A 25,406-nucleotide genomic window follows, 5' to 3' on the forward strand; every position below is an offset into this window, starting at 1 on the left:
CGACCATGCTGCATCGCGCAATGAATCGCAAGCGCCAATCGACATTTCATCCTGCGAATTGCGCTATGCGAAGCCCGGGGGCTATGCTCCCAGGCCTGTTTGTATCCCAAATGCCACAGCAAGGATGATCATGACCGAAGAGCGCCTGCCGTCCCGAGAAATGGTCGAAGGCCCGTCGCGAGCGCCCGCCCGGGCCATGTTTCATGCCGCCGGTTTCGATGAGGAGGCGCTGGCCAAGCCGCTGGTTGCCATCATCCACAATTTTTCGACCGTAACGCCCTGCAACATGCACCTGCGCGACCTCGCGCAGCAGGCGGCGAAGGGGATCGAGGAGGCGGGCGGGACGCCGATCGAATTTAACACCATCGTCGTCACCGACGGTGAATCGATGGGCACCAGCGGAATGCGCGCGTCGTTGATGAGCCGCGAAGTGATTGCGGATTCGGCCGAGCTGGCCGTGCGCGGGCACTCCCTCGATGCGGTGCTGTTCATCGTCGGCTGCGACAAGACCATCCCGGCGGCTGCCATGGCCGCCGTGCGACTGAATCGGCCAAGCGTGATCCTGTACGGCGGCTCGATCATGCCGGGACGCCTGGGCGACAAGGCGTTGACCATCCAGGACGTGTTCGAAGCCGTGGGCGCGCACAGTGCCGGCGCGATCAGCGACGACGAACTGAAGGCCGTCGAAACCCACGCCTGCCCCGGCGCCGGCGCCTGCGGCGGCCAGTTCACCGCAAACACCATGGCGCTGGCCATGACGTTCCTGGGCCTGTCGCCGGTCGGGCTCAACGACATTCCCGCGGTCCATCCCGACAAGCCTGGCGCAGCCCGGGAGGCCGGACGGTTGACGGTCGACGCGCTGCGCGCCGGTCGCTTTCCCCGCGACCTCGTAAACGCCAGCAGCCTGCGCAACGCGGCGGTCGCTGGGACGGCGACGGCAGGGTCGACCAACCTCATCCTCCACCTGCTCGCGATCGCGCGTGAGGCAGGGATATCCGAGAGCGACTTCAACATCGACCTGTTCGACGAGGTATCGCGTGCGACCCCGGTCATCGCCGATCTGAAGCCCGGCGGACGATTCATGGCGCCCGATATGTTCGCCGGCGGCGGGACGGCGCTGCTGGGCCGAAGGTTGATGGAAGCCGGGCTGATCGTCGATGCGCCCACGGTCACCGGACAGTCGCTCTTCGACGCCTTCGCCGACGCGCCGGAAACGCCGGGCCAGCAGGTCATCGTCACCGCCGACCGACCGATCAAGCAACGGGGCGGGTTTGGCATCTGCTATGGCAATATCGCTCCCGAAGGATGCGTGGTGAAGTTGGCCGGGCACGGCAAGCTGCGCTTTGAAGGGCCGGCCAAGGTTTTCGATGGTGAAGAGTCGGCGTTCGAGGCGCTGGGCAAGGGCGGCATCGTCGCCGGCGACGTGGTCGTCATCCGGGGCGAAGGACCGGTCGGCGGGCCGGGCATGCGCGAAATGCTGGGCGTCACGGCCGCCATCCAGGGCCGCGGGCTGGGCAACGATGTCGCGCTGATCACCGACGGGCGCTTTTCGGGTGCCACTTACGGCTTCATGGTCGGCCACATCTCGCCAGAGGCTGCGCGCGGCGGTCCGATCGCGCGTATCCGTGACGGCGATCGCATCGTCATCGACGTCGAACGACGGGTGGTCGAGACCGATGCCGACCTTGCCGCCCGGTCGCTGCCGGCGTGGCAGCCTTCTGCCGAAAATCGCGGCGCCTACGCCAAATATGCGGCGCTGGTCGGATCGGCGTCGAAGGGCGCGGTGACGCTTCCGGATTAAGGCGCGGCCACGGTCGCCGACCCCAGCGCGTCCGCCAGCGAAGGCACATCGTTGGCGATCGTGCGCTTGGCGGTCGGTCGATCGAAAATGGCCGCGAGGGCAGGCGGCGGATCGATCGTCCGTCCGATCAGCGGCTCGACCGTTTCGAGAAACTTGTAGGGATGCGCGGTCGCCGCAAGGATCCACGGCCGCTCGGCCTGCGCGTCTTGCGGCAGGCGCGCAAAGGCTTCGGCGGCGGTGGCCGAGTGCGGGCACCACACATAACCGCTGGTCGCAAAATCAGACCGGATACGTGCCTTGATCGCGGCATCGTCGACTAGCTCGACGGTGAGGTCGTGAAGCTGGTTTGGCAGCGCGGCGAGCCGTTCGAAATTGCTGGGCGCCCCCACGTCCATCGCGTTCGCCAGCGTGGCGACCGACGGGCGCGACGCATATCGGCCGCTCGCCGACCAGTCTTTCAACGTTCGATTGGCATTGGTCGAAAGCCGGATCGGCCCGATCGGCGCGCCCATCGACCGCGCCAGCACCGCTGCAAATCCATGGCCCAGGTTGCCGGTGGGAATGACGAACCCGGGTTTTGCGCCGAACCGTGAAAAGGTCCTGGCGGCGGCATGGGCAAGATAGGTGGCTTGCGGCAGCAGGCGACCGAGGTTGATCGAATTGGCCGACGTCAGCCGGTGGCGCGCCGTCAATTGGGCATCGGCGAAGGCGGCCTTTACCAGCCGCTGGCAGTCGTCGAAATCGCCCTCAACTTCGAGCGCTTGGACCGGGTCGCGCCAGCAGGTCAGCTGCCGTTCCTGGAATGGCGACACGCGTCCCTTGGGAAACAGGATGATGGCGCGAACCGCCGCCATGCCTTCCGCCGCACAGCCCACCGCTCCGCCGGTATCGCCCGAGGTGGCGGCGAGTACCGTCAGCGGATGGCCTGCATCGCCGAGCCGGTCGAAACAGCCCATCAGGAAGCGCGCGCCGAAGTCCTTGAACGCGCCGGTCGGGCCGTGAAACAGCTCCACCGCCTGCAACTGGGGCCGGCCGGGATCGGGCGTGACGAGCGGCACGGGCGCGTCGAATGCGGCAGCGCAGATGTCGGGCAAAGCCTTGGCCAATGGATCGCCCGCGAAAAACGGCTCCAGAAATTGGCCGGCGAAATCGGCCAGCGAACCGTCAGCGCCAAGCTCGGTCCAGTCCGGAGCGGGCAAATGGTCGGGGAGGTAAAGGCCTCCGTCAGACGCGGCGCCGCGAAGCAGGACCTCGCTGATCGAATCGGACTTGGCGTTGCCGCCCGTGCTAACGAATTTCACGCCGGCAGCGCCTCTCCGACCCGCTCCACCCGCACGCCGTCGGAGGCGGCCGGTGCACGATAGGCGCGGAAGCCGATGTCGGAATCGGCGAAGGTCCACGACATCGCCTGTTCGACTGCAACGGCTGCACCCTCCGGCGCCCAGGCGAAGACCGACGGCCCCGATCCGGAGAAAGAACAACCGAGCGCACCGGCTTCCAGCGCGGCTTGCCGAACGGCGGGCAGCAGCGGCAGCAGGTGCTCGCGTTGCGGCTCGATCAGAATGTCTTCGAGGCCGGCGCGGATGAGCTCGACATTGCCCTCGCAGCACCCGGCGACGAAGGCGGCGACGCGGCGGCTGTGTTCGACTGCCAGCTTGAGCGACACCTGCGGCGACAGGATCGACCGGGCCATGCGGGTTTCGACCTTGACGGCGGGGTGAATGAGGATGGCAACGACCCCGGTTGGCGCAGGCAGGCGATGGAGCAGCGGCGGTGCCTCGCGCGCGGCGAGGATGAGGCCGCCCATCAGGCTGGCCATGACGTTATCCCAGTGCGGCGGATCCGATGCGACCCGCTCGCCCTCCAGCGCAAAGGGCAGCAGGTCGGCCGTCGCGAACGGCTTGTCGAGCAGCGCATTGGCCGCCGCCGCGCCGGCCACGGCGGATGCGGCCGAGCCCCCCATGCCGGCTGCCAGCGGGACGCCCTTGTCGATCGACAATGTCGCGCCGAACGGATTGCCGGCTGCCGCCAGCACCGCCGCGGCCGCGGCAAGCGCCGTATTGGTCTGGGAACTGTCGGGCAGGGCCGACACTAGGCCTGCGACCGATCCCAGTCGCACGCCTGCCCGATCGTCGCGAAGGGCAGTCACCCGGTCGCGCGCGGCGTCGAAGGCCTGGCCCAATATGTCGAAACCGACGCCGACGTTGCCGATGCTGGCCGGCGCGCTGGCGATGGCGAAACGGGCAGGCAGCATGGTCATGCCGGCATCTTCAGCGGCACGGATTGCGGATGACGTTGCGGGCCGCGTCGAAGCAGCGCGCACTGCGCGTCGATCACGTCCGCGAACACTGCCGTTGCGGTCGGCCACCGTCCTGCTCCCTTGCCGAAGACCTGATGCACCTTGCCGTCTGAATCGGTGACAAGGAAGCGGTTTTCCTCGTCGCGGGCGCCGGCCAGCGGGTGGTCGGCGGGCAGCGACACGATCCGAACGTCGGCTTCGATGCTGCCGTCGGGAAGCAACCGACATCGGCCGACTTGCTTCAGCACTTCGCCACGTCCCAGCGCGTCGCGTGCGGCGGCGGGCGGGAGGTCGCGCAACGACTGTTTGGGCAGGCGTTCGGGACTGAGCGCGACGCCGAAGGCTTCGCGCGCCAGGATCGCCAATTTGTCGGCCGCGTCATGACCGTCGACATCCGTCGACGGGTCCGCTTCCGCGAATCCAAGCGCCTGCGCTTCGGCCAGCGCATCGTCGAAGTTCCAACCTTCGCCGAGTTTGCTCAGCAGATAGTTGCAGGTACCGTTCATCACCCCTTCCACCGCGACCACCGATCCGCCCAATCGGCGAACGGACTCGATCACCGGCGCCCCGCCACCGACCGCCGCCGAAAAGCGCAGCGCACCGCCGCCCCGTACCGCGCAGGCGTGGAGCGAATCCCAATGCTTGGCCACCGCCGCCTTGTTGGCGGTGACGACCTGTGCGCCGTGAAGAAGCGCCTGCCGCATGGCGTCGGCCGGGAAGTCGGCCCCGCCGACCGCCTCGACCAGAAGGTCCGGCCTAACCGCCAGCGCCTGCGACAGATCGTCGGTGAACTGCGCCTCTTCGTCATGCTGGTCTGGCTGGCGAACCAGGACCGGCCCGACGTCGAACAGGTCCGGGCGCGACTTGAAATAGGCGAGCACGCCGGCACCGACCGCCCCGCAGCCGAGGAGTGCGACCCGCAGCCGCTGGTTCCGCGCCGCCTCTGCCTTGCGGGCGGCAAAATTGCCAATCCGGGTCGCCTCGCTGGAGCCGAGCGCCGCTACCTCGATAAGGACGTCGTCGGCTGCCGCCTCGTGGATCGCCTTGACCTGGATCAGGCCCTTGCTCGCTTCTTCGGCCTCGGCGTAGGTCAGCTCGGAATAGCGCTGCGCATCCGGATTGCTGGCCGGGTCGTCGGCATAGACGCCGTCGACGTCCTTGATCAGGCGAACCCGGTCTGCGCCGAGCTTCGCCGCCAGGAATACCGCGGTGAGGTCGGTTCCGCCGCGACCCAGGGTGACGACGCCGTGCGCGGCATGGTCGGCGATGAAGCCGGGAACGACCGCCACGTCGCACGACCGGAATTTGTCGAGCACCGCCGAGGCGTCGAGCGCAAACAGGTCGGAATCGAGCGGCGACCCTTGCGCGACCAGCCCGATTTCGTGCGGATCCAGGGTGACGGCCCGCACGCCGACCTTGCCTAGCGCCAGAGCCAGCAGCGCGGCTGATTGCAGCTCGCCGACGCGGACAAGGCGCGCCACCAGCGACTCCGACGCCGCGTCGCCGCCGACGCGGCCGGCCTGGTCGAGCAGCGCGTCGGTCTGTCCGGCCAGCGCGGATACAACCGCGACCACCTTCTCGCCCTCGCGGACGTGGCGGTATACTTCCAGCGCGACGTTCAGATAATCGTCCTCACGGTCCAGCACGGAGCTGCCGAACTTGAGGACGCTCAGGCGGTGTGCGTCGAGGTCGGACACCGCATCCTCTTTCAAATTGACTTCCAGGCCCATGGTTTGCTCGCTTTCGATCGGTCTTGAATGGCAATAAAAAACCCGCTCGCCGGGAGGGGGAGCGGGTCGGTGAAAATCTGGTTCTAGTGGACCAATATCAGCCGTCGGCACCCCGCATGTGCGTGGTCGTCGTCATAATGGTCATCATCATGCCGAAGGGCGCGCGCGACGCCGCTGCGCGGACAAGCGCTGCAGGCATGGCAAAGGGCGAACGGTTCGACATTGGGATCCCAAATCGCACGAGATCGACCTAAACGTCAAGCGCTGACCCGATTGGGTCCCGATTTCAGTCGCCTTTTGTTGCCGATGGGATACAATCTAGCCGGCTTTCGCTTGGCGCCGCCTCTATGGCGTCGATCGGAAAAGGATCCCGTCAGGGACGAATTTGGCCGTTGCCGCGCAGCTGGTATTTGAAACTGGTGAGCTGTTCCGGGCCGACCGGGCCGCGCGCGTGCAGCTTGCCGGTCGCAATGCCGATTTCGGCGCCGAAGCCGAATTCGCCGCCGTCGGCGAACTGAGTCGACGCGTTCCAGATGACGATCGCGCTGTCGACGCGGTCGAGGAAATATTCGGCAGCAGCACTGTCCTCGGCGACGATCGCTTCGGTATGACCGGTGCCGTATCGACCGATATGGTTGATGGCTTCGTCGATCCCCGCGACCGTCCTCACCGCCAGGATCGGCGCCAGATATTCGGCATGCCAGTCGGCTTCGTCGGCCGCCGACATCGGCACCACCGCCCGCGCCGCTGCGTCGCCGCGCAGTTCGCAATCGCCCAGCGCCGCAACGATCGGCGGCAAAAGCCGGGGCGCCGCCTCACGGTCGACCAGCAGCGTTTCGGTCGCGCCGCAGACCGAAGTGCGACGCAGCTTCGCGTTGCGCACGATGCCTGCCGCCATCGCCGGATCGGCGGAGGCGTGAACATAGGTGTGACACACGCCCTCCAGGTGACCGAGGACTGGAACGCGGGCTTCGCGGCTGACCCGTTCGACCAGCGGCTTCCCGCCGCGCGGGATCAACAGGTCGATGCTGCCCGACAGGCCTTCCAGCATCATGCCGACCGCTTCCCGATCGGCGGTCGGCACGATCTGCACCGCAGCCGGGGGCAGCCCCGCGTCCTCGAGCCCTGCCACCAGCGCCTGGTGGATCGCGAGCGCGCTGCGAAGCGCCTCGGACCCGGACCGCAGGACGACGGCATTGCCCGACCGCAGGCAGATCGACGCCGCGTCGGCGGTCACATTGGGCCGGCTTTCGTAAATCATCCCGATCACCCCGATCGGCGTGCGGACGCGGGAGATGTCGAGGCCGTTGGGCCGGTCCCAACGCGCCAAGACCTGCCCCACGGGGTCGGGAAGACTGGCGACTTGCTCGAGCGCGGCGGCGATCCCTTCGAGCCGCTCGTCGTTGAGCAAAAGCCGGTCGACCAGCGCCGTCGCCGACGCGACATCGACCGTGTTGGCGGCAAGGATGTCTGCTGCCCGCAAGCGGACGTTGCGCGCCATCGCGCGGATCGCCGCGCTGCGCTGCTCGGCGGGCGCGATGCGAAGCTGGTCGACCGCGTCGCGTGCAGCGCGGCCCATGGCGTGCATGGTATCGTCAAGGCTCATAACAGCACCATGTCGTCGCGGTGGATCACTTCGTCGGGGCCGTTATAGCCCAGTCGGGTCCCGATGTCGGCACTGGCACAGCCGAGGATCGATGCGGTTTCGACGCTGTCGTAGGCGGTGATGCCGCGCGCGACTTCGCGCCCCGCCGGATCGAGGACTCTCAGGCAGACGCCGCGCTCAAAGCGTCCGTCGACGCCCCGCACGCCGGCCGGCAGCAGGCTGCTTCCGCCGCGAAGCGCGGCGACCGCGCCGTCGTCGACCGTCAGCGCGCCCGCCGGGACCAGCGTGCCCGCGATCCACTGCTTGTAGGCGCGTGCCGGGGTGCCGGCGGCATCGACGACCGTTGCCCTGACCTTGTTGTGTGCGATCGATCGCAGCGGGTGATCGGACCGCCCGGATGCGATGATGGTGGCGCAGCCGAACCCTTGCGCGATGCGGGCCGCCGCCAGCTTGGTTCGCATCCCGCCCGATCCGACACCATCGCCATCGGCATCGCCGGCATAGCGTTCGATGTCGTCGGTGATGGCCGCGATGTGCGGGACGTGGCTTGCGTCGGGATCGTGCATCGGGTTAGCCGTGTAGAGGCCGTCGACATCCGACAGCAGCATCAGCAGGTCGCACTGAACCATCTGCGCGGCGCGCGCCGACAGCCGGTCGTTGTCGCCGTAGCGCAGTTCCTCGGTGGCGACGCTGTCATTCTCGTTGATCACCGGCAGGACGCCGCTGCCCAGCAGCACTTCCATCGTGGCGCGACCGTTCAGCCAGCGCCGCCGCGATTCGGTGTCGTCGATCGTCAGCAACAATTGCGCTGTTGCGATCGAATAGGGTGCAAGCGCCTGTTCCCAGGCCTGCATCAGCAAGGGCTGCCCGGCGGCGGCCGCCGCCTGCTTGTGCGACAACCGGGCGGATTTTTTCAGGTCGAGCCGACGTCGCCCGAGCGCAACCGCGCCCGACGATACGGCCACCACTTGCTTGCCGGCACGGCGCAGGTCCGAAATGTCCGCCGCCAGGGTAGCCAGCCAGTCGCGACGAACCCCGTCCGAACTGGCATCGACGATCAGCGAGGAGCCGACCTTGATCGTGACCCGGCGCGCAGCGGAGAGCAGCGCGGCGGGCGCCGCCGCGTCGATATCCGGAAGGACTGGGTTCGTATTGGCCATTGCGGCGGAGCCTATCGCGCTTTTTGCCGCATTGCACCATCGCCTGCGTCGCGCCCAACTGGACGCTGGTCCGACCTTACCGCTATGACATTGCGCGAGAGTGAGGGATTAAGTGGATCTGCCGACATCGGGCCAGCGTACGGACAGCAGGATTGCCCAGCGCATTCGCGAATTGATTGTCGAAGGCGTCCTGCCGCCCGGCCAGCGCGTGGCGGAGGCGGCGATCGCCGAGCGGCTTGGGGTATCGCGCACGCCGGTTCGTAACGCGCTACCTGCGCTGGCGAGCGAGGGCCTGCTCGAACCGGCCGGAAAGCGCGGCTATGCCGTTCGCGCCTTCACTGCAGAAGACAGTTTCCGCGCGACCGAACTGCGCTGCGTGCTCGAAGGTTATGCTGCGCGTGAACTGGCGGCGCGCGACGACCGCGCCCCCATCATCGCCGCGCTGCGCGAGGTCGTGAAGGAGGGCGACGCCATTTTCCGCAAGGGCTTCGTGGTCAAGGAAGACGAGGAAGCCTATGCCAGCATGAACGGGCGCTTCCACGACCTCATCGTCGGCGGCGCGCGCGACCCGATCCTCGAAGACCTGGTCCGGCGCGTCTATTCGGTCCCGTTCGTCGCGCCGCATGTCGTCGCGTTCAAACGCGTCCCGCTGGAGCAGATCTACCCGATCCTGGTCAGCGCGCAGCATCAGCATCATGCCATCGTCGACGCGATCGAGGCGGGCCAGCCCGACGTCGCCGAAACCCTGATGCGCGGCCATTCCAGCCCGGCCCGCCGCAGCCTTGGCCTCGAAGGCGGAGAGTCGCCGTCGAACGAATAGCTTGACCCGTCACCGCCCGGCACCGTAATGGGATCCCATCGGGTCGGCCCTTCGATGGACGGCCTGAAGCATCAAGAGTGGGTTTGCGACCCACGCCAACCTGCCCACCCGGGCAAGGTGGCGGTCCCGTTTTAGGGGCGATGCGGCCGAGACGGCAACGAAGCGGGTCTTCAGGCAGCATCACCTCGTGGAAGAGGAATGGCGATGGAGTTGCCTGTGCTGACCCCGATCGACGCAAATGCTGCGACGAGTCGTTCGAACGAGCGATGTAGCGCGACGTCCGAACCCGCGCTCCGGCTGTTCGACGTGCCTGTTCCTGCCGATTTGCCTTTTGTCGCCGGCCGCGTTCGTGCGGCGACGCTCGGCGACCCGTTTCATCCTCCGGTCGTCGTCCTAGGCGGCATTTCCGCGGACTGCTTTCCATCGATCTGCCCCGACGGCCGCGCCGGATGGTGGCCTGGCCTAGTGGGGGAAGCGCGCGCGATCGACCCGGCCCGTCACTATGTCATCGGTGTTGAATTCGCCGCCGACGAACGCGGCGGCCATGCGCCCAGCAGCAGCGACCAGGCCCGGGTGCTGGCGGCGGCGTTGGACGCGATCGGCATCGATCGGCCAGTGACGATTGTCGGTGCTTCCTATGGCGGGATGGTTGCACTGGCCCTTGCCGAGCGCGAGCCCGAACGCGTCGCCCGGCTCGTCATCCTGTCGGCAGCCGGTGAGCCGCATCCCGCCGCAACGGCCATCCGCGACCTGCAACGTCGCATCGTCGCCTTGGGCATCGAGTGCGGGCGCGACGGCGAGGCGCTCTCGATTGCCCGCGGCCTCGCCATGACGACCTATCGTACCGCTGCCGAATTCGAGGCCCGTTTCGTGGGGGGGATCGAGGGGCCGTCGCCGTTGCTGCCGTCCGACCCGGGGCGATATCTGCGGGCCCGCGGCGACTGTTTCGGATCGGTCATGTCGCCCGGCCGCTTCCTCAGCCTGTCGGCCTCGATCGACCGCCACCGGGTCGACCCGGCCGCCATCACCGCGCCTTGCCTGCTGATCGGGGCGACTAGCGACCAGCTGGTGACCGCCGACCAATTGCGGTCGCTCGCCGATGCGCTGACCGGGCCGACCGACCTTCACCTGCTCGATTCGCTTTACGGCCACGACATGTTCCTGAAGGAAGCGGAGAAGGTGGGCGTGCTGGTCGCGGCCTATCTGGGCGATCAGGCATGACCGGCGCCCGCCCGCCGGCGACCATTGTAGCCGCCGCGCGTCCGGACCTCGACCCCGCCTACGGCAGCATCGTGCCGCCGCTGTGGACGTCCGACACATTTCGCTGGGACACACCCGACGATAAGCCCGGCTTCGACTATTCGCGCACCGTCAATCCAAACCGGGACTTGCTCGCCGCGGCACTGTCCGAACTGGAAGGGGCGGCCGGCGGCGTCATCACCAACAGCGGTCAGTCCGCAGCGCTGCTTGCCATCCTGCGGTTGCGACACGGGGCCAAAGTGGTCGCGCCGCACGATTGCTACGGCGGCACCTTTCGCTTGTTGCAGGGCTTCGCCGCCAAGGGGCAGATCGATTGCAGATTCGTCGATCTGGGCGACGCAGACGCGCTCGCACAGGCGATGGCCAACGGCATCGACCTGCTGTGGATCGAAACGCCGAGCAATCCGCTGCTCCGGATCGTCGACATTCGCCGCTGCGTCGCGCTGGCCAAGACGCATGGGGCGCTGGTCATCGCCGACAACACCTTGCCGACCCCGGTGCGTCAGCGGCCGCTCGACCTTGGCTGCGACTTCGTGATGCATTCGACGACCAAGGCGATCAACGGCCATTCGGACCTGTTCGGCGGTGCCCTGTTCGCCCGGGATGTGGCGCACCTGGAAGAATTGAACTGGTGGTCGAACGCGGCCGGGCTCAACGGCTCGGCCTATGACGCGGCGCAAATCTTGCGCGGGCTGAGGACGCTGCCGCTCCGTGTCGACCGGCAGGAGCAGAGCGCGCTGACCCTTGCCCGGTGGCTGGAAGCCCATCCGCAGGTCGAGGCGGTGCATTATCCGGGCCTGGAATCGCACCCCGGCTACGCGATCGCGGCAGCGCAGCAGTCGGGGCCGGGCTTCATGCTCAGCTTTCGCCTCAAAGGCGGAAAGCCAGCGGCCGACCGGTTCGTCGCGTCGCTCGGTCTTATAACCCTCGCCTCATCGCTCGGCGGCTTTGCCAGCCTCATCTGCACGCCCGCGTCGATGACCCACCGCGGCATGCCGCCAGAGGTTCAGGCCGAAGCCGGAATCCACGAAGACCTGCTGCGCCTGTCGGTCGGGCTGGAGGATGCAGTCGACCTGCGGTCCGACCTTGCACGGGGCTTCGCGGCCGCCCTGGCGTGAATATTTCGCATTGTGCGTTGCAGCATAGGGCCCAAGTTCCTAGGCTGTGGCCAGCCCGGGCGACCGCAATGCATTGCCGCTGCCGGATTTGAACGGGACCTGCCGGCCATAAGACGGGGGATTCGTTGAGCGAGACGCAAGCCACGACCGATCGCAACGATGCTCATGTCTCCGCGCCGCGCCCGACGATCGAACAAAATCCGGATATCCGGTTCCTCGGCCGGCTGCTTGGCGACGTCATTCGCAAATTCGGCGGAGAACCTCTGTTCCGCCGCATCGAGTATATTCGTTCGACTTCGGTCGACCGCTTCCGCGGCGCGGCACGGCATGGCGAGGTCGATCCGGGCCTGGAGGCGCTGAGCGACGCCGACATGCTCGCCTTCGCGCGCGGTTTCATGCTGTTCTCGATGCTCGCCAACCTTGCCGAAGACCGGCAGAGCGATTTCGCCGAACGCGGTGCCAGCCTTGCCGAAGCGATCCGCGTCCTGGAGAGCGAGGGCGTGACGCAAGCCGACATCGCCGCCCTGCTCGACCACGCGCTGATCGTTCCCGTCGTCACCGCGCACCCGACCGAAGTGCGGCGCAAGAGCATGATCGACCACAAGAACCGTATCGCCGAGTTGATGCGGATGCGCGACGCGGGGCGGGTCGAAACCCCCGATGGCGAGCCGGTCGACGATGCCATCGCCCGGCAGATCGCCCTCCTTTGGATGACCCGGCCGCTGCGCCGCGAGCGGCTGTATGTCGCCGACGAGGTCGAGACCGCACTCTCTTACTTCCGCGACATCTTCCTGCCCGTGCTGCCCGCGCTTTACGGGCGGTGGGAAGGGACCCTTGGCTACCGGCCTGGCCCGTTCCTGCGGCTTGGCAGCTGGATCGGCGGCGACCGCGACGGCAACCCCAACGTCAATGCGCAGACGCTCGAACTTGCGCTGGGGCGGGCGTGCGAAACGACGCTGGGAGACTATCTGGAGCAAGTCCATCGGCTCGGTGCCGAATTGTCGATTTCCTCGGAACTCGCCGAACCGACCGATGCGCTGCGCGCGCTCGCCGCTCGATCGCACGATGATTCGCCGGCGCGTGTCGACGAGCCATACCGGCGCGCGATCAGCGGTATTTATGCGCGCCTCGCAGCAACGCACCGCGCCGTTACGGGGCGCGATCCGCCGCGTCCGCCACGGATTGCAGCAACGCCTTACGAAGGGCCGGCCGATTTCATCGCCGAACTCCAAGTTCTGGTCGATGCGCTGGAATATGATGGCAACGGCCTGCTGTCGGCGCATGCACCGCTGAAGCGGCTGATCCGCGCGGCGGAAATATTCGGCTTTCATTTCGCGACGCTCGACCTCAGGCAGAATTCTGCGGTGCATGAGCGCGTCCTTGCCGAATTGCTGGCCGCCGCCGGCGTCGAGGCGGATTACACGGCCCTGTCAGAGGAGGAACGGGTGCAGTTGCTCCGCCGCGAACTGGCGTCGGCTCGCCCGCTATCCAGTCCCTATGTCGCCTATTCGGACGAGACGCGCTCGGAACTGGACATCATGCACGCCGCGGCACGGGCGCACGCGCGCTACGGTCCCGAATCCATCCGCTATTATGTGGTGTCGATGACCCAGCAGGCCTCCGACCTGCTGGAGGTCTATGTTCTGCTCAAGGAAGCGGGCCTGTGGCAGGCGGGTCAGGGTGCGGCGGCGCCGATCCTTGTCGTGCCCTTGTTCGAAACCATCGCCGATCTTGAACGCGCGCCGTCGGTGATGCGCCAGTTGCTCGCCATCCCGGAAGTCGCCGCGCTGATGACCGCGCACGGTCATGGCGAAGTGATGATTGGTTATTCGGATTCGAACAAGGACGGCGGATATCTGAAATCGGTGTGGAGCCTGCAGCAGGCGAGCCGCGCGCTCACCCCCGTGTTCGACGCTGCCGGGGTTCGCCTGCAGCTGTTTCACGGGCGCGGCGGTGCGGTCGGCCGGGGCGGCGGATCGAGCTTCGCCGCCATCCGTGCCCAGCCGCAACAGACGGTCAATGGCCGCATCCGCATCACCGAACAGGGCGAAGTCATCGCGGCAAAATATGCGACGCCCGATATCGCTGCGGCCAACCTCGAAGGCATGGCCGCTGCGACCATGCTGGCCTCGCTCGAGCCGGAGGGCATCTCGCCCGACGACCGGACGCGGTTCGGGGAGACCATGGATCGACTGTCCGACGCGGCGTTCGCCGAATATCGCAGCCTCGTCTATGGCGAACCCGGCTTCGCATCCTTTTTCCGCCAGATGACGCCGGTGTCGGAAATCGCGACCCTCAACATCGGGTCGCGCCCGTCGAGCCGCACCAAGTCGGACCGGATCGAGGATTTGCGCGCAATTCCCTGGGTGTTCAGCTGGGCGCAGGCACGGGTGATGCTGCCCGGCTGGTATGGCGTCGGCAGTGCCTTTGCGAAGGCAGGCGATCCGGCGCTGCTGCGCGATATGCTGCAGGCATGGCCCTTCTTTCGCACGACGCTCGACAATATGGCAATGGTGCTTGTCAAGTCGGACCTGTCGATCGCGACCGCCTACAGCAAGCTGGTTGCCGACGCGGACCTGCGCGATCATCTGTTAGGGCGGATCGGCGACGAGTGGCGCCGCGCGCACGACCTCCTGCTCGGCATTACCGGCGAAAGCCACCTGCTGGAGCGTAACCCCGCCCTAGCCAATTCGATCCGGTTGCGGCTTCCCTATATCGAACCGCTCAACTTGCTGCAGGTGGAATTGCTGAAGCGCTTCCGCGCGGGCGAGACCAGTCCCGAGGTCAAGGACGGCATCCATCTTACGATCAACGCGATCGCCACCGCGCTGCGCAATTCGGGCTGACAAAGCTGCGAGGGAGGGCCGACCGAGCGGTCGACCCTCCCCAACGCATTATGCAGGCCGACGGGCGTAGAAGCCGAAGCCGAGGATGATCGCGTAGCAGATCGCCGGCAGGATCATCGCGGTGGCCAAGCTGCCGCTGGCGTCGGCCAGCACGCCGGTCAGCAGCGGAACGACCGCGCCGCCGAAGATGGCAATGTTGATGATGCCCGAACCGTCGGCCGCCTTGCTGCCGAGCTTTTCGCAGGCGAGGCTGAAGATGGTCGGGAACATGATCGAGTTCATCAGGCCGATCGCCAAAAGGCTGTAGCCCGACACGGCGCCGGTGGTGTGGGTCGAAATGCCGAGCAGGGTCATCGCGCCCGCCGCGCAGGCGGCGAGGATCAGGCCTGGGCTGGCAAGGCGAAGGACAGCCGAACCGATGATGCGACCGACCAGCGCGCCGCCCCAATAATAGGGAATCATGTTGCCCGCAGCTTGTTCTTCCAGGCCCATGACATGGCCCTGCATCAGGTAGCTGACGATAAGCGAACCGATCGACACTTCCGCGCCGACGTACAGGAAAATGCACAAAGCGCCGTAGCCGAAACGCGGGCGCTTCAGCAGCTGGAAGCCACCGAGCAACGAGCTTTGCTCATGCTTCTCGCCTTGCAGGCGGTTGCGGAACGCCCAGACGACGGCAGCGATTACCGCCAACGCGACGGCAAGGCCGATGTAGGTGTGGACGATCGCCTGGCTTTCAGCCGTACGGTAGGCGTCAAGCTGTGCCCCCGACAGTTCCGAAGCGGTGACGCCGGCGAGGCCGCCGAGAATCAGGGCCGAGCCGACGCGCGGGAAGATGGTGGTGCCGAGCGAGTTGAACGCCTGCGCGAAGGTCAGGCGGCTGTGGACCGTCTTTTGCGGGCCGAGCAGGCTGATCAGCGGGTTGGTGACGACCTGCACGACGACGACGCCGCTGGCGAGGACGAACAGGGCGAGCAGGAACAGCCCATAGGTCGCGGTCTGGCTGGCCGGGATGAACAGCAGGCAGCCGGTCATCATGGTCAAGAGGCCGACTACCGCGCCGCGCATGTAGCCGATCTTCTTGACCAGCTGCGCGCCCGGGATGCCGATCACCAGGTAGGCGGTGAAGAAGCAGAACTGGATCAGCATCGCCTGCGTGTAATTGAGCGTGAACAGCTCCTTCAGCTTGGGCAGGATGACGTCGTTGAGGCTAGTGATGCCGCCAAAGATGAAAAACAGCGCGAACACGAAATAGTTGAGGCCCGGTGCCTTGACCTGAGTTTCCTCGCCGGCGCCGTCCGCCGTCGCCGCGCTTGCAATCGGTGCTGCCACAAAATCCTCCCCGCATGAATTGGGAACGTTAACACGTTCTCTCTCAGCCGACGCTGGCAGCGACGCGGCGGGAATGCAAGCGGGTCGTCGTCCGCATGCGTCGATGGTGAAAAAATCGCCTGTCTGGAAGGGGTTCAGCGCGCCGTCTGGACGACGCCGCTGCAGCTGCCGAAGCCGATCGTCACTGCGCCGTCGCGGACGCAGCGCGCCCACAACGTCAATTCGTCGCCATCTTCGAGGAAGCTGCGCGTTTCGCCGCCTGGCAGGGCGATCGGGGTCTTGCCGCCGGTCGAAATTTCCAACAGCGAGCCGAGCCCGCTCCGCTCGGCCGTGGACAGGGTGCCGGTGCCGATCAGGTCGCCCGGCTGCAGGTTGCAGCCATTGGACGCATGGTGGGTGACGATCTGCGCCGCCGACCAATACATCGCCGACGCCGCTTCGCCCTCGCTCAACATATGCGGCGCGGTTCCCGCCTCGCGCATGGCCTTCGACGACAACGTCACCGCAAGCTGGACGGCAAGTCCTCCACTGGCTTGGTCGGCGTCGTCGCTGAGGTAGGGCAATGGCGCAGGATCGCCGTCGGGTCGCGGCGCCATCGCGGTCCGGAACGGCGCCAGCGCGTCCGGCGTCACCACCCACGGTGAAATGCTGGTCAGGAAGTTCTTGGCCAGGAACGGCCCGAGCGGCTGATATTCCCACGCCTGCAGGTCGCGCGCTGACCAGTCGTTGAGCAGGCAGTAGCCGGCAATATGATCCGCCGCTTCCCCAATCGGGATGGTGTCGCCCAGCGCATTGCCCTTGCCGATGAAAATGCCGAGTTCGAGCTCATAGTCGAGGCGGCGGCACGGGCCATAATCGGGCGCGTCGGCCTCCGGTGGCTTGCGCTGGCCCTTGGGTCGCACCACCGGCTCGCCCGACACGCGCACGCTGCTCGCGCGGCCATGGTAGCCGATCGGTACATATTTAAAGTTGGGCAGCAGCGGATTGTCGGGGCGGAACTGCTTGCCGACATTGGTCGCGTGATGGATGCCGACGTAGAAGTCGGTGTAATCGCCGATGTGACACGGCAGGTGCATGGTCACCTTGGCCGCATCGACCAGCAGCGGTTCGACCTTGGCGCGATATTGGTCGTCCGACAGTAGCGCGCTAAGCCGCTTGCGCAGCGCGGTCGCGTCGGCCGGGCCATGGCCGAACCAGGCGTTGAGACCTTCCAGGCTCAGCGCCAGCCGCCAATGCTCGTCGATCAGGTCGGTATGCGCCAGCGCGCGCAGGTCGAGGATTTTGTCGCCGATCGCGACGCCGATGCGCTTGTCTTCCGGAAAGCCCGTCGAAAAGACGCCCAGCGGCAGGTTCTGGATGGGGAAGTCGGCATGGCCGTTGGCGCTGTCCACCCAGCTCAAGCGGGCGGGGTCGTGGGTTTCGTCGATCATGGTCATTTGGGAAGTTCGGCTTTCGGGAAATCGGCCCAGCATGCGTCATAGTCCGGCTGCGCGCGGTCGAGGGCGAAGCGCGTCGGCACATAGGGCCAGCAGCTTTCGACCATGAACGCCATGGTGTTGTCGATCTTGACGGGTTTCAGATCGGCCTCGCTCGCCTTCTTCCACGCATCGACGTCGGGACCATGCCCGCTCATCAGATTGTGGAGGCTGAGGCCACCGGGTGAAAAGCCGCCTTCCTTGGCGTCATAAGCGCCGTGGATGAGGCCCATCGCCTCGCTCATCACGTTGCGGTGGAACCAAGGCGGCCGGAAGGTGTCCTCGCCCACCATCCAGCGCGGCGGGAAGATGACGAAGTCGGCATTGGCGCGGCCCGGCGTTTCGCTGGGACTGGTCAATACGGTGAAGATGCTGGGGTCGGGATGGTCGAAGCTGACCGTGCCGATGGTGTTGAAGCGCGCCAGTTCGTAGCGATAGGGCGCGAGGTTGCCGTGCCATGCAACCACGTCGAGCGGGCTATGGTCGAGCGTCGTGGTCCACAGGTGACCCAGATATTTCTGGATCACCTCATGCTCGCCATTGGCATCTTCGAACGCAGCGACCGACGTTTCGAAATCGCGCGGGTTGGCGAGCCCGTTGGCGCCGATCGGTCCCAGTTCGGGCAGGCGGAAAAGCGCGCCGAAATTTTCGGCCAGATAGCCGCGACAGTCGCCGTCCACGTCGACCTTGAATCGCACGCCGCGCGGCACCACGCCGATCCAGCCCGGTGCCAAATCCATCCTGCCCATTTCCGTAAACAGGTGAAGCGTCCCCTGCTGCGGGATGATGAGCATTTCCGCATCGGCGTTCACGAACAGCCGCCGGGTCATCGACTTGGATGCGCGGTAGAGATGGACCGCCACACCGGTCAGGTCGGCCGGGTGACGGTTGCCCAGCATCGCCACCATGCCGTCGACGAAATCGGCATCGGCGGGCAGGTCGGCAGGCGGATCCCAGCGCAGCCGGTTGGGCGCGACCGGTTCGCTAGCCAGCGGTGCGACGAACGCTGCGGCGCCCTCATAACGAACGAACGGTCGATGGTCGGCGGTCGGACGCATCCGGTAAAGCCAGCTGCGGCGGTTTTCGTGGCGGGGAGCGGTAAAGGCGGTGCCGCTGAGCTGCTCGGCATAAAGGCCGAAGGCAGGGCGCTGCGGGCTGTTGCGGCCCTTGGGCAGGGCGCCGGCAATTGCCTCGCTCTCGGCATGGGCGCCAAATCCGGTCAGATATTCGATCGTGTTCGACATCGATGCAAAAACCCCCTCGATTCCGGGTGGGGAACCGAGGGGGTCGTTACGCGCCTCAGGCGCGTGGCGCAATTGCGCGAAGGCGAACGCGTTAGTTGACGTTCACCTCGATCTTGTCGGGAATGTTCACTTCGGTCTTCTTGCCGCTGAAGCCCAATTCGTCGCGGAACAGGAAGAGCAACACCAGCACCACGATAATCAGCAGCACTACGGCAAGGACGCCGCCGCCACCGCCGCCGCCGCCGGTCTCTACGATGGTGGTCCGTTCGGTCGTGTTGTTTTCGTCGGACATGTCGATACTCCCTGATTGTTGTCACTTCGTTGGCGTAACGAACGTATGCCGTTCGCGACGGTTCCCGCCTGTCCCGCGATGAAGCGCTGAAAGGGCACGCATCCTTGCGCTTCCTCGTTCGTTTCCGCCTCAACCCCCAAGAGCAAGGAGCAGGGTCATGAGCGGTTTCGAAGACATCAAGGAACATATGGAAGTTATCGGCGCCGACGGCGTCCATGTCGGCACGGTCGACGGGATCGAAGGCGACCGCATCAAGCTAACCAAGAAGGACAGCGGGATGGGCAGCCATGAAGGCCATCACCACTTTATCTCGCGCGGGCTCGTCGCCGGGATCGAAGGCGACCAAGTGCGTCTGTCGGCCAATGCTGACGTCGCGGTAACCTTTGAGGAAGAAGAACAGGGCTAAGCTCCACAGGCCGAGCCGGGAAAGGGCGGTGCGTCGTCGGACGCGCCGCCCTTTTGCTTGCCTGCTATCCGTCTTAAGCTGGTCCCGATGGTCCGCCCGCGCCCTTACCGACCCCGCTATCGCCCGCCCTCCTTCCGTCCGCGTCGGCGGGGCGTCTGGCGGGCAGCGCTTTGGGTTCCTGTCTTGCTGCTGATCGGCGCCTTGCTCTACCCGGCATTGATGAAGCCGCGCGGGTTCCTCGCCGATGCCCCGGAAAGGGTCGGCGACCGCTTCACGCTGTGCGGGCCGGGGCGCGGTCACGCCTGCGTCATCGACGGCGACACGTTCAAGCTGGGCAGCCGTAAGATACGCATTACCGGGATTGACGCGCCCGAATTGTCCAATGCGCGCTGTCCGCAGGAAGCGGCGCTCGGCGTTCGCGCCCGCGACCGGCTGCGCGACCTTCTCAACCAAGGCAGCTTCACCATGACCGCCCACCGGCTGCAGCGCACCGATGCCTATGGCCGCGAACTGATGGCGGTCGAACGCCACGGCGTCGACCTCGGCCAGCGCCTGATCGACGAAGGACTGGCGCATCGTTATCTTGGTTCGAAAGGGAGCTGGTGCTGATGGGAAAGCTGAAGCGCAAGAAGTATGAAAAGCTCGTCGCGCCGATGGAGGCCGAACTGGTCCAGATGGCGCATTGGGCCTCAGCCACCGGCCAGCGCATCCTCGTCCTGTTCGAAGGCCGCGATACGGCTGGCAAGGGCGGCGCCATCAACACCATTTCGGGCGTACTCAATCCGCGCCAGTGTCGCACCGTCGCGCTGTCCAAGCCGACTGACGCGGAAAAAGGCCAATGGTATTTCCAGCGCTATGTTCCGCACCTTCCGAGCAAGGGCGAAATCGTGCTGTTCGACCGCAGCTGGTACAATCGCGCCGGGGTCGAAAAGGTAATGGGCTTTGCCACCGACGACCAGGTCGCCGCCTTCCTCGAAGCGGTGCCACGCTTCGAAAAGCTGCTGACCGACGACGGCATCCTGCTGTTCAAATATTGGCTGACCACGGACCAGGAAAAGCAGGAAGAGCGGTTCGCGGAGCGGCTGGACGATCCGCTAAAGCGCTGGAAGCTGTCGCCGATCGACCAGGCCGCGCGGACCAAATATGACGATTACACCGCTGCGCGCGACGCGATGCTGAAGGGGACGCACACCACTGACGCGCCATGGACACTGATCGACTTCAACGACCAGAAGCGCGGCCGACTGACGTTGATCCGCGACCTGCTCGACCGGTTGCCCGACACCAAGGTTCCGGACGAGCCCGTCGATTGGCCTGCGCTCGGCCGCAAGCCGGCGAAGGAAAAATTTGGGGTGCTGAAGCCGATCGCCGACTATCCGACCGGCAAGGACGACTAGCGCGTCGCGGCGACGAGGCCGACGTGCGCGCGGATGGCGCGGACCAGCGGGCAACGACTGGCGACGTAGCCGAGGGCGGTCATCGCCGCTGCCCCAATTCCCAATGCAATCATTACCTTGTCCCCTGACTGACCGGTCTGTCCCTAGGGGCATTCGGCAAAGATCGATTGACGGTTCGATGACGTTTTCGTGACGCTGCTAGCCGCCGCTTTTGGTTGATTTCGGGCGTGCAAAGGAGAAGGATGGACGCGCGCCGGTGCGCAGGAAGTGGGGGATGCGATGAGCGATTATGTGACGGACCGCCGCGGGCTGATCGGCGCGGGCGTACTGGCGGCGGGCGCAGCGGGAATGGTCGGCTCGCCGGCCTCCGCGCAGGCAAGCGGCGGTTGGCAGCCGACCGATGAGAAGCTCGACCAATGGTATGAGGCGCAGCCCGGACATCGTCACAGAATGGTGTTCGACACAGTGAGTGTCGACCAGGCGCAGGCGACGCTCGGCTATGCCAACAACAGCTATGTCGCGACCACCAAGGGTTATGGCGGCAAGCCGCAGGAATTGGGCATGATCATCATCATGCGCCACGCCTCGACGCCGTTCGCCTACAATGACGCGATGTGGAAGAAATATGGCAAGCTGTTCGCCAAGAACCTGAAGCTGCAAGGCGCCGACGCGATCCGCGCGACCAGCATGAACCCGTGGCTTGCCCGCGATCCCGACGATGGTCCGGTGCCCAAGGGCATGGAAGACTTTGCCGATCCGTCGATCGGTGCGCTTGCCGCAAAGGGCGCGCGGTTCGCGGTATGCGGACTTGCGACCGAAGGGATCGCGATGCAACTGGCCGGCGCGACCAAGGGCGATGCCAAGGCGATCGAGGCCGAACTTCGCGCCAACCTGGTGCCGGGCGGGAACATGGTTCCGGCGGGCATCATCGCCGTCAACCGCGCGCAGGAGCATGGCTACACGCTGGCGATCGTCGGATAAGGCGGTCGCGCAGCCGGCGACCGCGGCGATCACATGTTCCTGAGCTTGTCCTCGAGCGCCCTGACCTGTTCTTCGTCGACCCACTGCCCGGCGACGTCGGTCACTTTCTGACGTTCGGCCTGCTTGCCGTCCGCGGTGTTGGGCGCGTCGGCGGGCGGCGCGGCGATGTCGAGCGCGAACCAGATCATGCCCGCAGCCCACAGCAGCGCCACCCAGCGGCTGCGAAAGATCCAGCTGTGCCTGATCGGGAACATGACCGCATGTTGGCACGGCAGGGTTAACGAAGTTTGCCACGCTAACCGGATGATAACCCTCGGCGCGCTAGCAAGCGGTCATGGCAGCACCGCTTCCCACGTCGAAACGTTCGGTCGACCTGAATTCGGTCGAGCGGGTGTCGCGCATCCGCCGCGACCCGCCGCCCAAGCTCAAGGAAATCCCGATCAAGGACCCGGACGAGGTCGACCGCCAGGCGGTGGTGATCGGCGTCACCGTTTTCGCGCTGGCGCTGTTCGTGATCGTGCTGACCGCGATGATCTGGGCCGGCTGGACCCCGCGCAGCACCGTCATCCACGTCTAGGTCGCGCGGCGGGCGCACCCGCGACTTTTCACAGTTTTCACGGTCGTGAGAGCAGGTCGAACGGTTCGACGGCCTCCAGATTTTCGAGATGGGCCTCGATCGCCGCCGACGCCTCGGCCTGCGGATCGCCGCATTCGCCGCGCTGTTCCCACGGCATGGCGAAACGCTTGGGATCGAGCCGGGCGAGCAGCCACATCAGGATGCGGTCGTTGGGCACGCGCCGTTCGCCGACCAGCTCCCCATCCTGATAGATTCGTTCGGGGCGGCCGTTGATCGCGCGGTCGAAGGCGATGGCCGAAAGGCGGCCGACGGCGAGCTGCTGCGCCGTATCCCACGCCTGGCGAAAGGGGGCGGAGCGGACGCGCAGGGCTTAGGCCGACCGTGCGGTCATCAGTGCTTCCTTCGCCGCATGATGGACCGACCCGGTTTCGGCGAGCGCCCCGATGAACACGCGCTGCCGCAGCGCCGACCAGCCGAGGCGCTGGCGACTGGGTTCGGGGTCGAAGGCCAGCGGATCGTCGAAATCGTCCAGCTTGCCGTCCGCCTTCATCGTGGTGGGCAGCGGCACCAGGCTGAGTTGCGGCCCGCCGACTTCGTTGGCGGCATCGCGCGTATCGTCGAAACGCTTGTTGGCCGCGCTCCACGCGTGAAATTCCTCCACCGACATATCCCGCCGTTCCCGCTTCGCCATAGGTCGCTCCTGCCGTTCGGTAAAAACGACTGGATGGTGAACCAGAAAGGTTCGTGTAGGAAAGCGGTTTTTACCGCTTGGTCATAGGGGTCGGTGCGGATGCCGCGGCGTGGTCGTAGCTGAGCGCCCGGCGCATGCGCCAGTGCTGGTCGGCGCCATAGGCCCAGACGATGGCGAAGCGGGCGCGGCCGACGAGCTTTTCCGGTCCACTGCCCTGGCGTTCGTAGAACAGATGCTCGCCGGTCTCGATCGCGCCATATCCGGGAACGGGATCGACCTGGACCGTGCCCTCGACCAGTTCGCGGCGCGAGCGCCACGCGTTGGGCTTCACCCATTCCGCGCAGGACTTGGCGGCATCGGCGGCGAAGGTATCGCCGCCCGCCATCAACCCGCCCTTGTCATGATAAAATTCGAAATCGTCGGTCATCATCCCGCGCAGCGCCGCCGGGTCGCAGCGATCGAACATCAACGCAAAGGCTGTCGAATCCTGCTGGCGGATGGCAGCGGTGAGCGCCGGGCCGGTGGGGATGGCGGGGGTGGCGGCGGCGAGAAAGAGGGCGGCAAACATGCCGGTGTTTTACTACGGCAACACGGACGTGACAACCAGGGATGGCAGCCGTTGATCTTCAGCTGTTGTCATTTGTGCGGCTAACTTTTTTGAAAGAGGCGCTGAAGTATTGCAGACGCATGTCGGGTCCAGACAACCTCAGCAAGATCGATCGCATCAAGGCGCGAGATGGCGAAAATTGCTGGCTATGTGGTTTGCCAATGGATTTCGCGGCCGAGCCTAATTCCGCGAAGGCGTGGAGCGTCGAGCATCTTTTGTCGAAAGCACACGGGGGGTCGGAGAAACTGGAGAACCTTGCGCTTTGTCACCCGCCCTGCAACCGGCGGTTGGCGAACCGGTCGGTCGTCAAAAAAGTCGAGATGCGGGAGAAGCAGCGGCGCAAGGCATGGCTTTCGTCGATCCGAGGGCAAGTCATGAAGGTGCTTGGAGCCTAGCCCAATGAAGGATGGTCGACAGCGTGCGCGTCCCGGCTGGTTGCCCCCCCAACGGGCGAGATGGCGTCAAGCCTATCAAGCGCCTGAAAGGCCTCGACGAGTTCAAGGTCCCTGCATTCGTCGGGCGGATGGCGCGCATCCAACTGCGGCGGAAGCTGGCCTGGTATGCTATGCTTGCGGCGACCGTGGCAGTCGGTGTCGGGATTGGCTTGCTGATCGTTTAAAGGTCACGTCGACCGTTCACCTGTCTTTTTGGGTTGAAATAAGGACGAACCATGAAGCGGGAGCCCGGATCAGGTTCGGGGTGACGGAGGCAGGCCATGAAATCACCCAAGACCGTTGCCGCGCTGACCGAAATCGGTCGGGTGCGTCTGTCGAGGAGCTTTTTCATGCGCGACATGCTCTATTCGGAGATTGCGCAGGTGCACGGGTTGCTCAATGTGCCGGACGATCCCGACGTCGCGATCGCGGCGGGGAGGCGGTTGTGCGAGGAATTGCTGGAGCCGCTGCAGGACCATTGGGGGCGGATCGCCATCCGGTCGGCCTATCGCAGCCGGGAAGTGAACGGGTTCGGCAACCGTATGCAGAAGGAAGGCAAGGCGGGCTACACCTGCGCGTCGAACGAGGCCAATGCGGCGGCGCATATCTGGGATATGCGCGATGCCGACGGGTGCATGGGGGCGATGGCCTGCGTAGTCGTGCCGGCGTTCTGGGACGCGCACCAGGGCAAGGGCGACTGGCAGATCATGGCCGAATGGATCGACCGCAACCTGCCTTATTCAAGCGCTTGGTTCTTCCCGACTTACTGGGCTTTCAACATCGGCTGGCACGAACGGCCGCAACGGCGGATCGATAGCTATGCGGAGCCGAAGGGGCGGTGGAGAAAACCCTGACTGCAGTCAGCCGCCTTTTATCCTCGTGTGAATATAACCGTCCTCCTTCCTGAGTGCGAAAAGGAAAACGATCATTCCAATAACCACGAAGCTCGCCAGAACCACCTGATTGGAAAGTGGGACGCCAAGAGTGGCGGCGGCCAATGCAACTAGGTATACGAATCCCGCCACAAAAAACGTCCGATAGAGGCCAGCGTTGGCTACCAAAGCTTCAAGCTTTGGGTCCGCCTTCTCGCCAACCAAAAACGACTGATAGTCTTTTGGTTTTAAGAATCGCCAGCGGCGCAAGAAGGGGTCCAGAATAAGGGAGCCCAAACGATTTACAGTCACGCCCGCTACGAACGAGACCAACAAGAACGCCCCTAAGTCGCGAGGCTCCGGCGATGGAAAGTTAGAATAGTGCAGGGCGTACGTAAGCGCCGCGCCCGGCACCAAATTGGCGACCAAATTGTATGCGTCCAGCTTATCAAACATTC

28 protein-coding genes and 1 riboswitch are annotated in these 25,406 nt (G+C 65.7%); of the genes, 13 read left to right on the plus strand and 15 right to left on the minus strand.

Annotated elements, in window-relative coordinates; all coding sequences use genetic code 11:
• The first annotated feature begins 130 nt into the window (after positions 1-130).
• Positions 131-1,801 carry a dihydroxy-acid dehydratase gene (ilvD, locus tag G570_RS03705; protein WP_037503653.1) on the plus strand — a complete coding sequence of 557 codons (1,671 nt, stop codon included), beginning with the start codon at positions 131-133 and terminating at the stop codon, positions 1,799-1,801.
• On the opposite strand, the gene thrC is transcribed toward ilvD, so the two are convergent.
• From thrC to proB, 6 genes are all read right to left on the minus strand, one after another.
• A complete protein-coding gene (gene thrC / locus G570_RS03710; RefSeq protein ID WP_051504005.1) occupies positions 1,798-3,102 on the minus strand; it encodes a threonine synthase in 1,305 nt (434 codons plus the stop codon). The two genes, ilvD and thrC, sit on opposite strands and share 4 nt — an antisense overlap.
• Positions 3,099-4,061: a homoserine kinase gene (locus G570_RS03715; RefSeq protein ID WP_037499284.1), complete on the minus strand. Its 963-nt coding sequence runs from the start codon at positions 4,059-4,061 to the stop codon at positions 3,099-3,101. Before G570_RS03715 ends, thrC begins: the two co-directional genes overlap by 4 nt.
• Complete coding sequence (locus G570_RS03720; protein WP_051504006.1) at positions 4,058-5,830, minus strand: homoserine dehydrogenase; 1,773 nt, start codon at positions 5,828-5,830, stop codon at positions 4,058-4,060. The genes G570_RS03715 and G570_RS03720 overlap by 4 nt, the downstream gene beginning before the upstream one ends.
• 97 nt (positions 5,831-5,927) lie before the next feature.
• Positions 5,928-6,053 (minus strand): hypothetical protein, encoded by a 126-nt coding sequence (locus G570_RS14050; RefSeq protein ID WP_281169493.1) that lies wholly within the window; start codon positions 6,051-6,053, stop codon positions 5,928-5,930.
• Positions 6,054-6,203: 150 nt separating this feature from the next.
• A complete protein-coding gene (locus G570_RS03725) occupies positions 6,204-7,436 on the minus strand; it encodes a glutamate-5-semialdehyde dehydrogenase (RefSeq protein WP_037499287.1) in 1,233 nt (410 codons plus the stop codon).
• The gene (gene proB, locus G570_RS03730; RefSeq protein WP_084607496.1) at positions 7,433-8,596 is read right to left on the minus strand and encodes a glutamate 5-kinase; all 1,164 of its coding nucleotides are present in this window, start codon (positions 8,594-8,596) and stop codon (positions 7,433-7,435) included. The genes G570_RS03725 and proB overlap by 4 nt, the downstream gene beginning before the upstream one ends.
• Positions 8,597-8,708: 112 nt before the next feature.
• Between proB and G570_RS03735 the strand changes: the two genes are divergently transcribed.
• The 4 genes from G570_RS03735 (at position 8,709) to ppc (ending at position 14,640) form a co-directional block, all read left to right on the plus strand.
• Positions 8,709-9,416, plus strand: coding sequence for a GntR family transcriptional regulator (locus G570_RS03735; RefSeq protein WP_218915872.1), 708 nt, complete (start codon positions 8,709-8,711; stop codon positions 9,414-9,416).
• Between the two features lie 63 nt (positions 9,417-9,479).
• Positions 9,480-9,588: riboswitch (SAM-I-IV-variant riboswitch) on the plus strand.
• A 32-nt stretch (positions 9,589-9,620) separates the two neighbouring features.
• Entirely contained in the window at positions 9,621-10,637 is a 1,017-nt protein-coding gene (locus G570_RS03740) for an alpha/beta fold hydrolase (RefSeq protein WP_051504007.1), read from the plus strand.
• Complete coding sequence (locus tag G570_RS03745; protein ID WP_037499290.1) at positions 10,634-11,794, plus strand: trans-sulfuration enzyme family protein; 1,161 nt, start codon at positions 10,634-10,636, stop codon at positions 11,792-11,794. The genes G570_RS03740 and G570_RS03745 overlap by 4 nt, the downstream gene beginning before the upstream one ends.
• A gap of 125 nt (positions 11,795-11,919) precedes the next feature.
• Positions 11,920-14,640: a phosphoenolpyruvate carboxylase gene (gene ppc / locus G570_RS03750; protein WP_174377462.1), complete on the plus strand. Its 2,721-nt coding sequence runs from the start codon at positions 11,920-11,922 to the stop codon at positions 14,638-14,640.
• A 48-nt stretch (positions 14,641-14,688) separates the two neighbouring features.
• On the opposite strand, the gene G570_RS03755 is transcribed toward ppc, so the two are convergent.
• From G570_RS03755 to G570_RS03770, 4 genes are all read right to left on the minus strand, one after another.
• Positions 14,689-15,972 (minus strand): sugar MFS transporter, encoded by a 1,284-nt coding sequence (locus tag G570_RS03755; RefSeq protein WP_037499293.1) that lies wholly within the window; start codon positions 15,970-15,972, stop codon positions 14,689-14,691.
• A gap of 134 nt (positions 15,973-16,106) precedes the next feature.
• Complete coding sequence (gene fahA, locus G570_RS03760; protein WP_037499296.1) at positions 16,107-17,408, minus strand: fumarylacetoacetase; 1,302 nt, start codon at positions 17,406-17,408, stop codon at positions 16,107-16,109.
• Positions 17,405-18,691, minus strand: a complete 1,287-nt coding sequence (hmgA, locus tag G570_RS03765; protein ID WP_037499299.1) for a homogentisate 1,2-dioxygenase — start codon at positions 18,689-18,691, stop codon at positions 17,405-17,407. The genes fahA and hmgA overlap by 4 nt, the downstream gene beginning before the upstream one ends.
• A 91-nt stretch (positions 18,692-18,782) precedes the next feature.
• Positions 18,783-18,983, minus strand: coding sequence for a hypothetical protein (locus G570_RS03770; RefSeq protein ID WP_037499301.1), 201 nt, complete (start codon positions 18,981-18,983; stop codon positions 18,783-18,785).
• A 157-nt stretch (positions 18,984-19,140) separates the two neighbouring features.
• Here G570_RS03770 and G570_RS03775 point away from each other — a divergent pair, with 157 nt between their 5' ends.
• The 4 genes from G570_RS03775 (at position 19,141) to G570_RS03790 (ending at position 21,767) form a co-directional block, all read left to right on the plus strand.
• A complete protein-coding gene (locus G570_RS03775) occupies positions 19,141-19,389 on the plus strand; it encodes a DUF2171 domain-containing protein (protein ID WP_037499303.1) in 249 nt (82 codons plus the stop codon).
• 183 nt (positions 19,390-19,572) lie between these two features.
• Positions 19,573-19,998 carry a thermonuclease family protein gene (locus G570_RS13340; protein WP_169731726.1) on the plus strand — a complete coding sequence of 142 codons (426 nt, stop codon included), beginning with the start codon at positions 19,573-19,575 and terminating at the stop codon, positions 19,996-19,998.
• Entirely contained in the window at positions 19,998-20,786 is a 789-nt protein-coding gene (gene ppk2, locus G570_RS03785; protein ID WP_037499307.1) for a polyphosphate kinase 2, read from the plus strand. Before G570_RS13340 ends, ppk2 begins: the two co-directional genes overlap by 1 nt.
• Before the next feature lie 279 nt (positions 20,787-21,065).
• Positions 21,066-21,767 (plus strand): hypothetical protein, encoded by a 702-nt coding sequence (locus G570_RS03790; RefSeq protein WP_037499309.1) that lies wholly within the window; start codon positions 21,066-21,068, stop codon positions 21,765-21,767.
• A gap of 29 nt (positions 21,768-21,796) precedes the next feature.
• Here the strand turns inward: G570_RS03790 and G570_RS03795 are convergent, their stop codons facing one another.
• A complete protein-coding gene (locus G570_RS03795; protein WP_037499311.1) occupies positions 21,797-22,021 on the minus strand; it encodes a hypothetical protein in 225 nt (74 codons plus the stop codon).
• Between the two features lie 80 nt (positions 22,022-22,101).
• On the opposite strand from G570_RS03795, the gene G570_RS03800 reads away from it, so the two are divergent.
• Entirely contained in the window at positions 22,102-22,344 is a 243-nt protein-coding gene (locus G570_RS03800) for a hypothetical protein (protein ID WP_037499314.1), read from the plus strand.
• 37 nt (positions 22,345-22,381) lie between these two features.
• On the opposite strand, the gene G570_RS13070 is transcribed toward G570_RS03800, so the two are convergent.
• From G570_RS13070 to G570_RS03810, 3 genes are all read right to left on the minus strand, one after another.
• Positions 22,382-22,561, minus strand: a complete 180-nt coding sequence (locus G570_RS13070; RefSeq protein ID WP_051504008.1) for a hypothetical protein — start codon at positions 22,559-22,561, stop codon at positions 22,382-22,384.
• Positions 22,562-22,714: 153 nt separating this feature from the next.
• On the minus strand, positions 22,715-23,035 hold the full coding sequence (locus G570_RS13075) for a hypothetical protein (protein ID WP_051504009.1): 321 nt from the start codon (positions 23,033-23,035) through the stop codon (positions 22,715-22,717).
• 70 nt (positions 23,036-23,105) lie between these two features.
• Positions 23,106-23,603 (minus strand): nuclear transport factor 2 family protein, encoded by a 498-nt coding sequence (locus tag G570_RS03810; RefSeq protein ID WP_037499317.1) that lies wholly within the window; start codon positions 23,601-23,603, stop codon positions 23,106-23,108.
• Between the two features lie 41 nt (positions 23,604-23,644).
• Between G570_RS03810 and G570_RS03815 the strand changes: the two genes are divergently transcribed.
• From G570_RS03815 to G570_RS03825, 3 genes are all read left to right on the plus strand, one after another.
• Positions 23,645-24,037, plus strand: a complete 393-nt coding sequence (locus tag G570_RS03815) for an HNH endonuclease (RefSeq protein ID WP_084607500.1) — start codon at positions 23,645-23,647, stop codon at positions 24,035-24,037.
• Between the two features lie 11 nt (positions 24,038-24,048).
• Positions 24,049-24,261 carry a hypothetical protein gene (locus tag G570_RS03820; protein ID WP_037499319.1) on the plus strand — a complete coding sequence of 71 codons (213 nt, stop codon included), beginning with the start codon at positions 24,049-24,051 and terminating at the stop codon, positions 24,259-24,261.
• Between the two features lie 96 nt (positions 24,262-24,357).
• Entirely contained in the window at positions 24,358-24,930 is a 573-nt protein-coding gene (locus G570_RS03825; protein WP_245600253.1) for a hypothetical protein, read from the plus strand.
• 6 nt (positions 24,931-24,936) lie between these two features.
• Here G570_RS03825 and G570_RS03830 read toward each other — a convergent pair whose 3' ends face one another.
• Positions 24,937-25,404 carry a hypothetical protein gene (locus G570_RS03830; RefSeq protein WP_037499322.1) on the minus strand — a complete coding sequence of 156 codons (468 nt, stop codon included), beginning with the start codon at positions 25,402-25,404 and terminating at the stop codon, positions 24,937-24,939.
• Positions 25,405-25,406 lie beyond the last annotated feature (2 nt).

Source organism: Sphingomonas jaspsi DSM 18422, assembly GCF_000585415.1.
GTDB classification, from domain to species: Bacteria; Pseudomonadota; Alphaproteobacteria; order Sphingomonadales; family Sphingomonadaceae; genus Sphingomicrobium; species Sphingomicrobium jaspsi.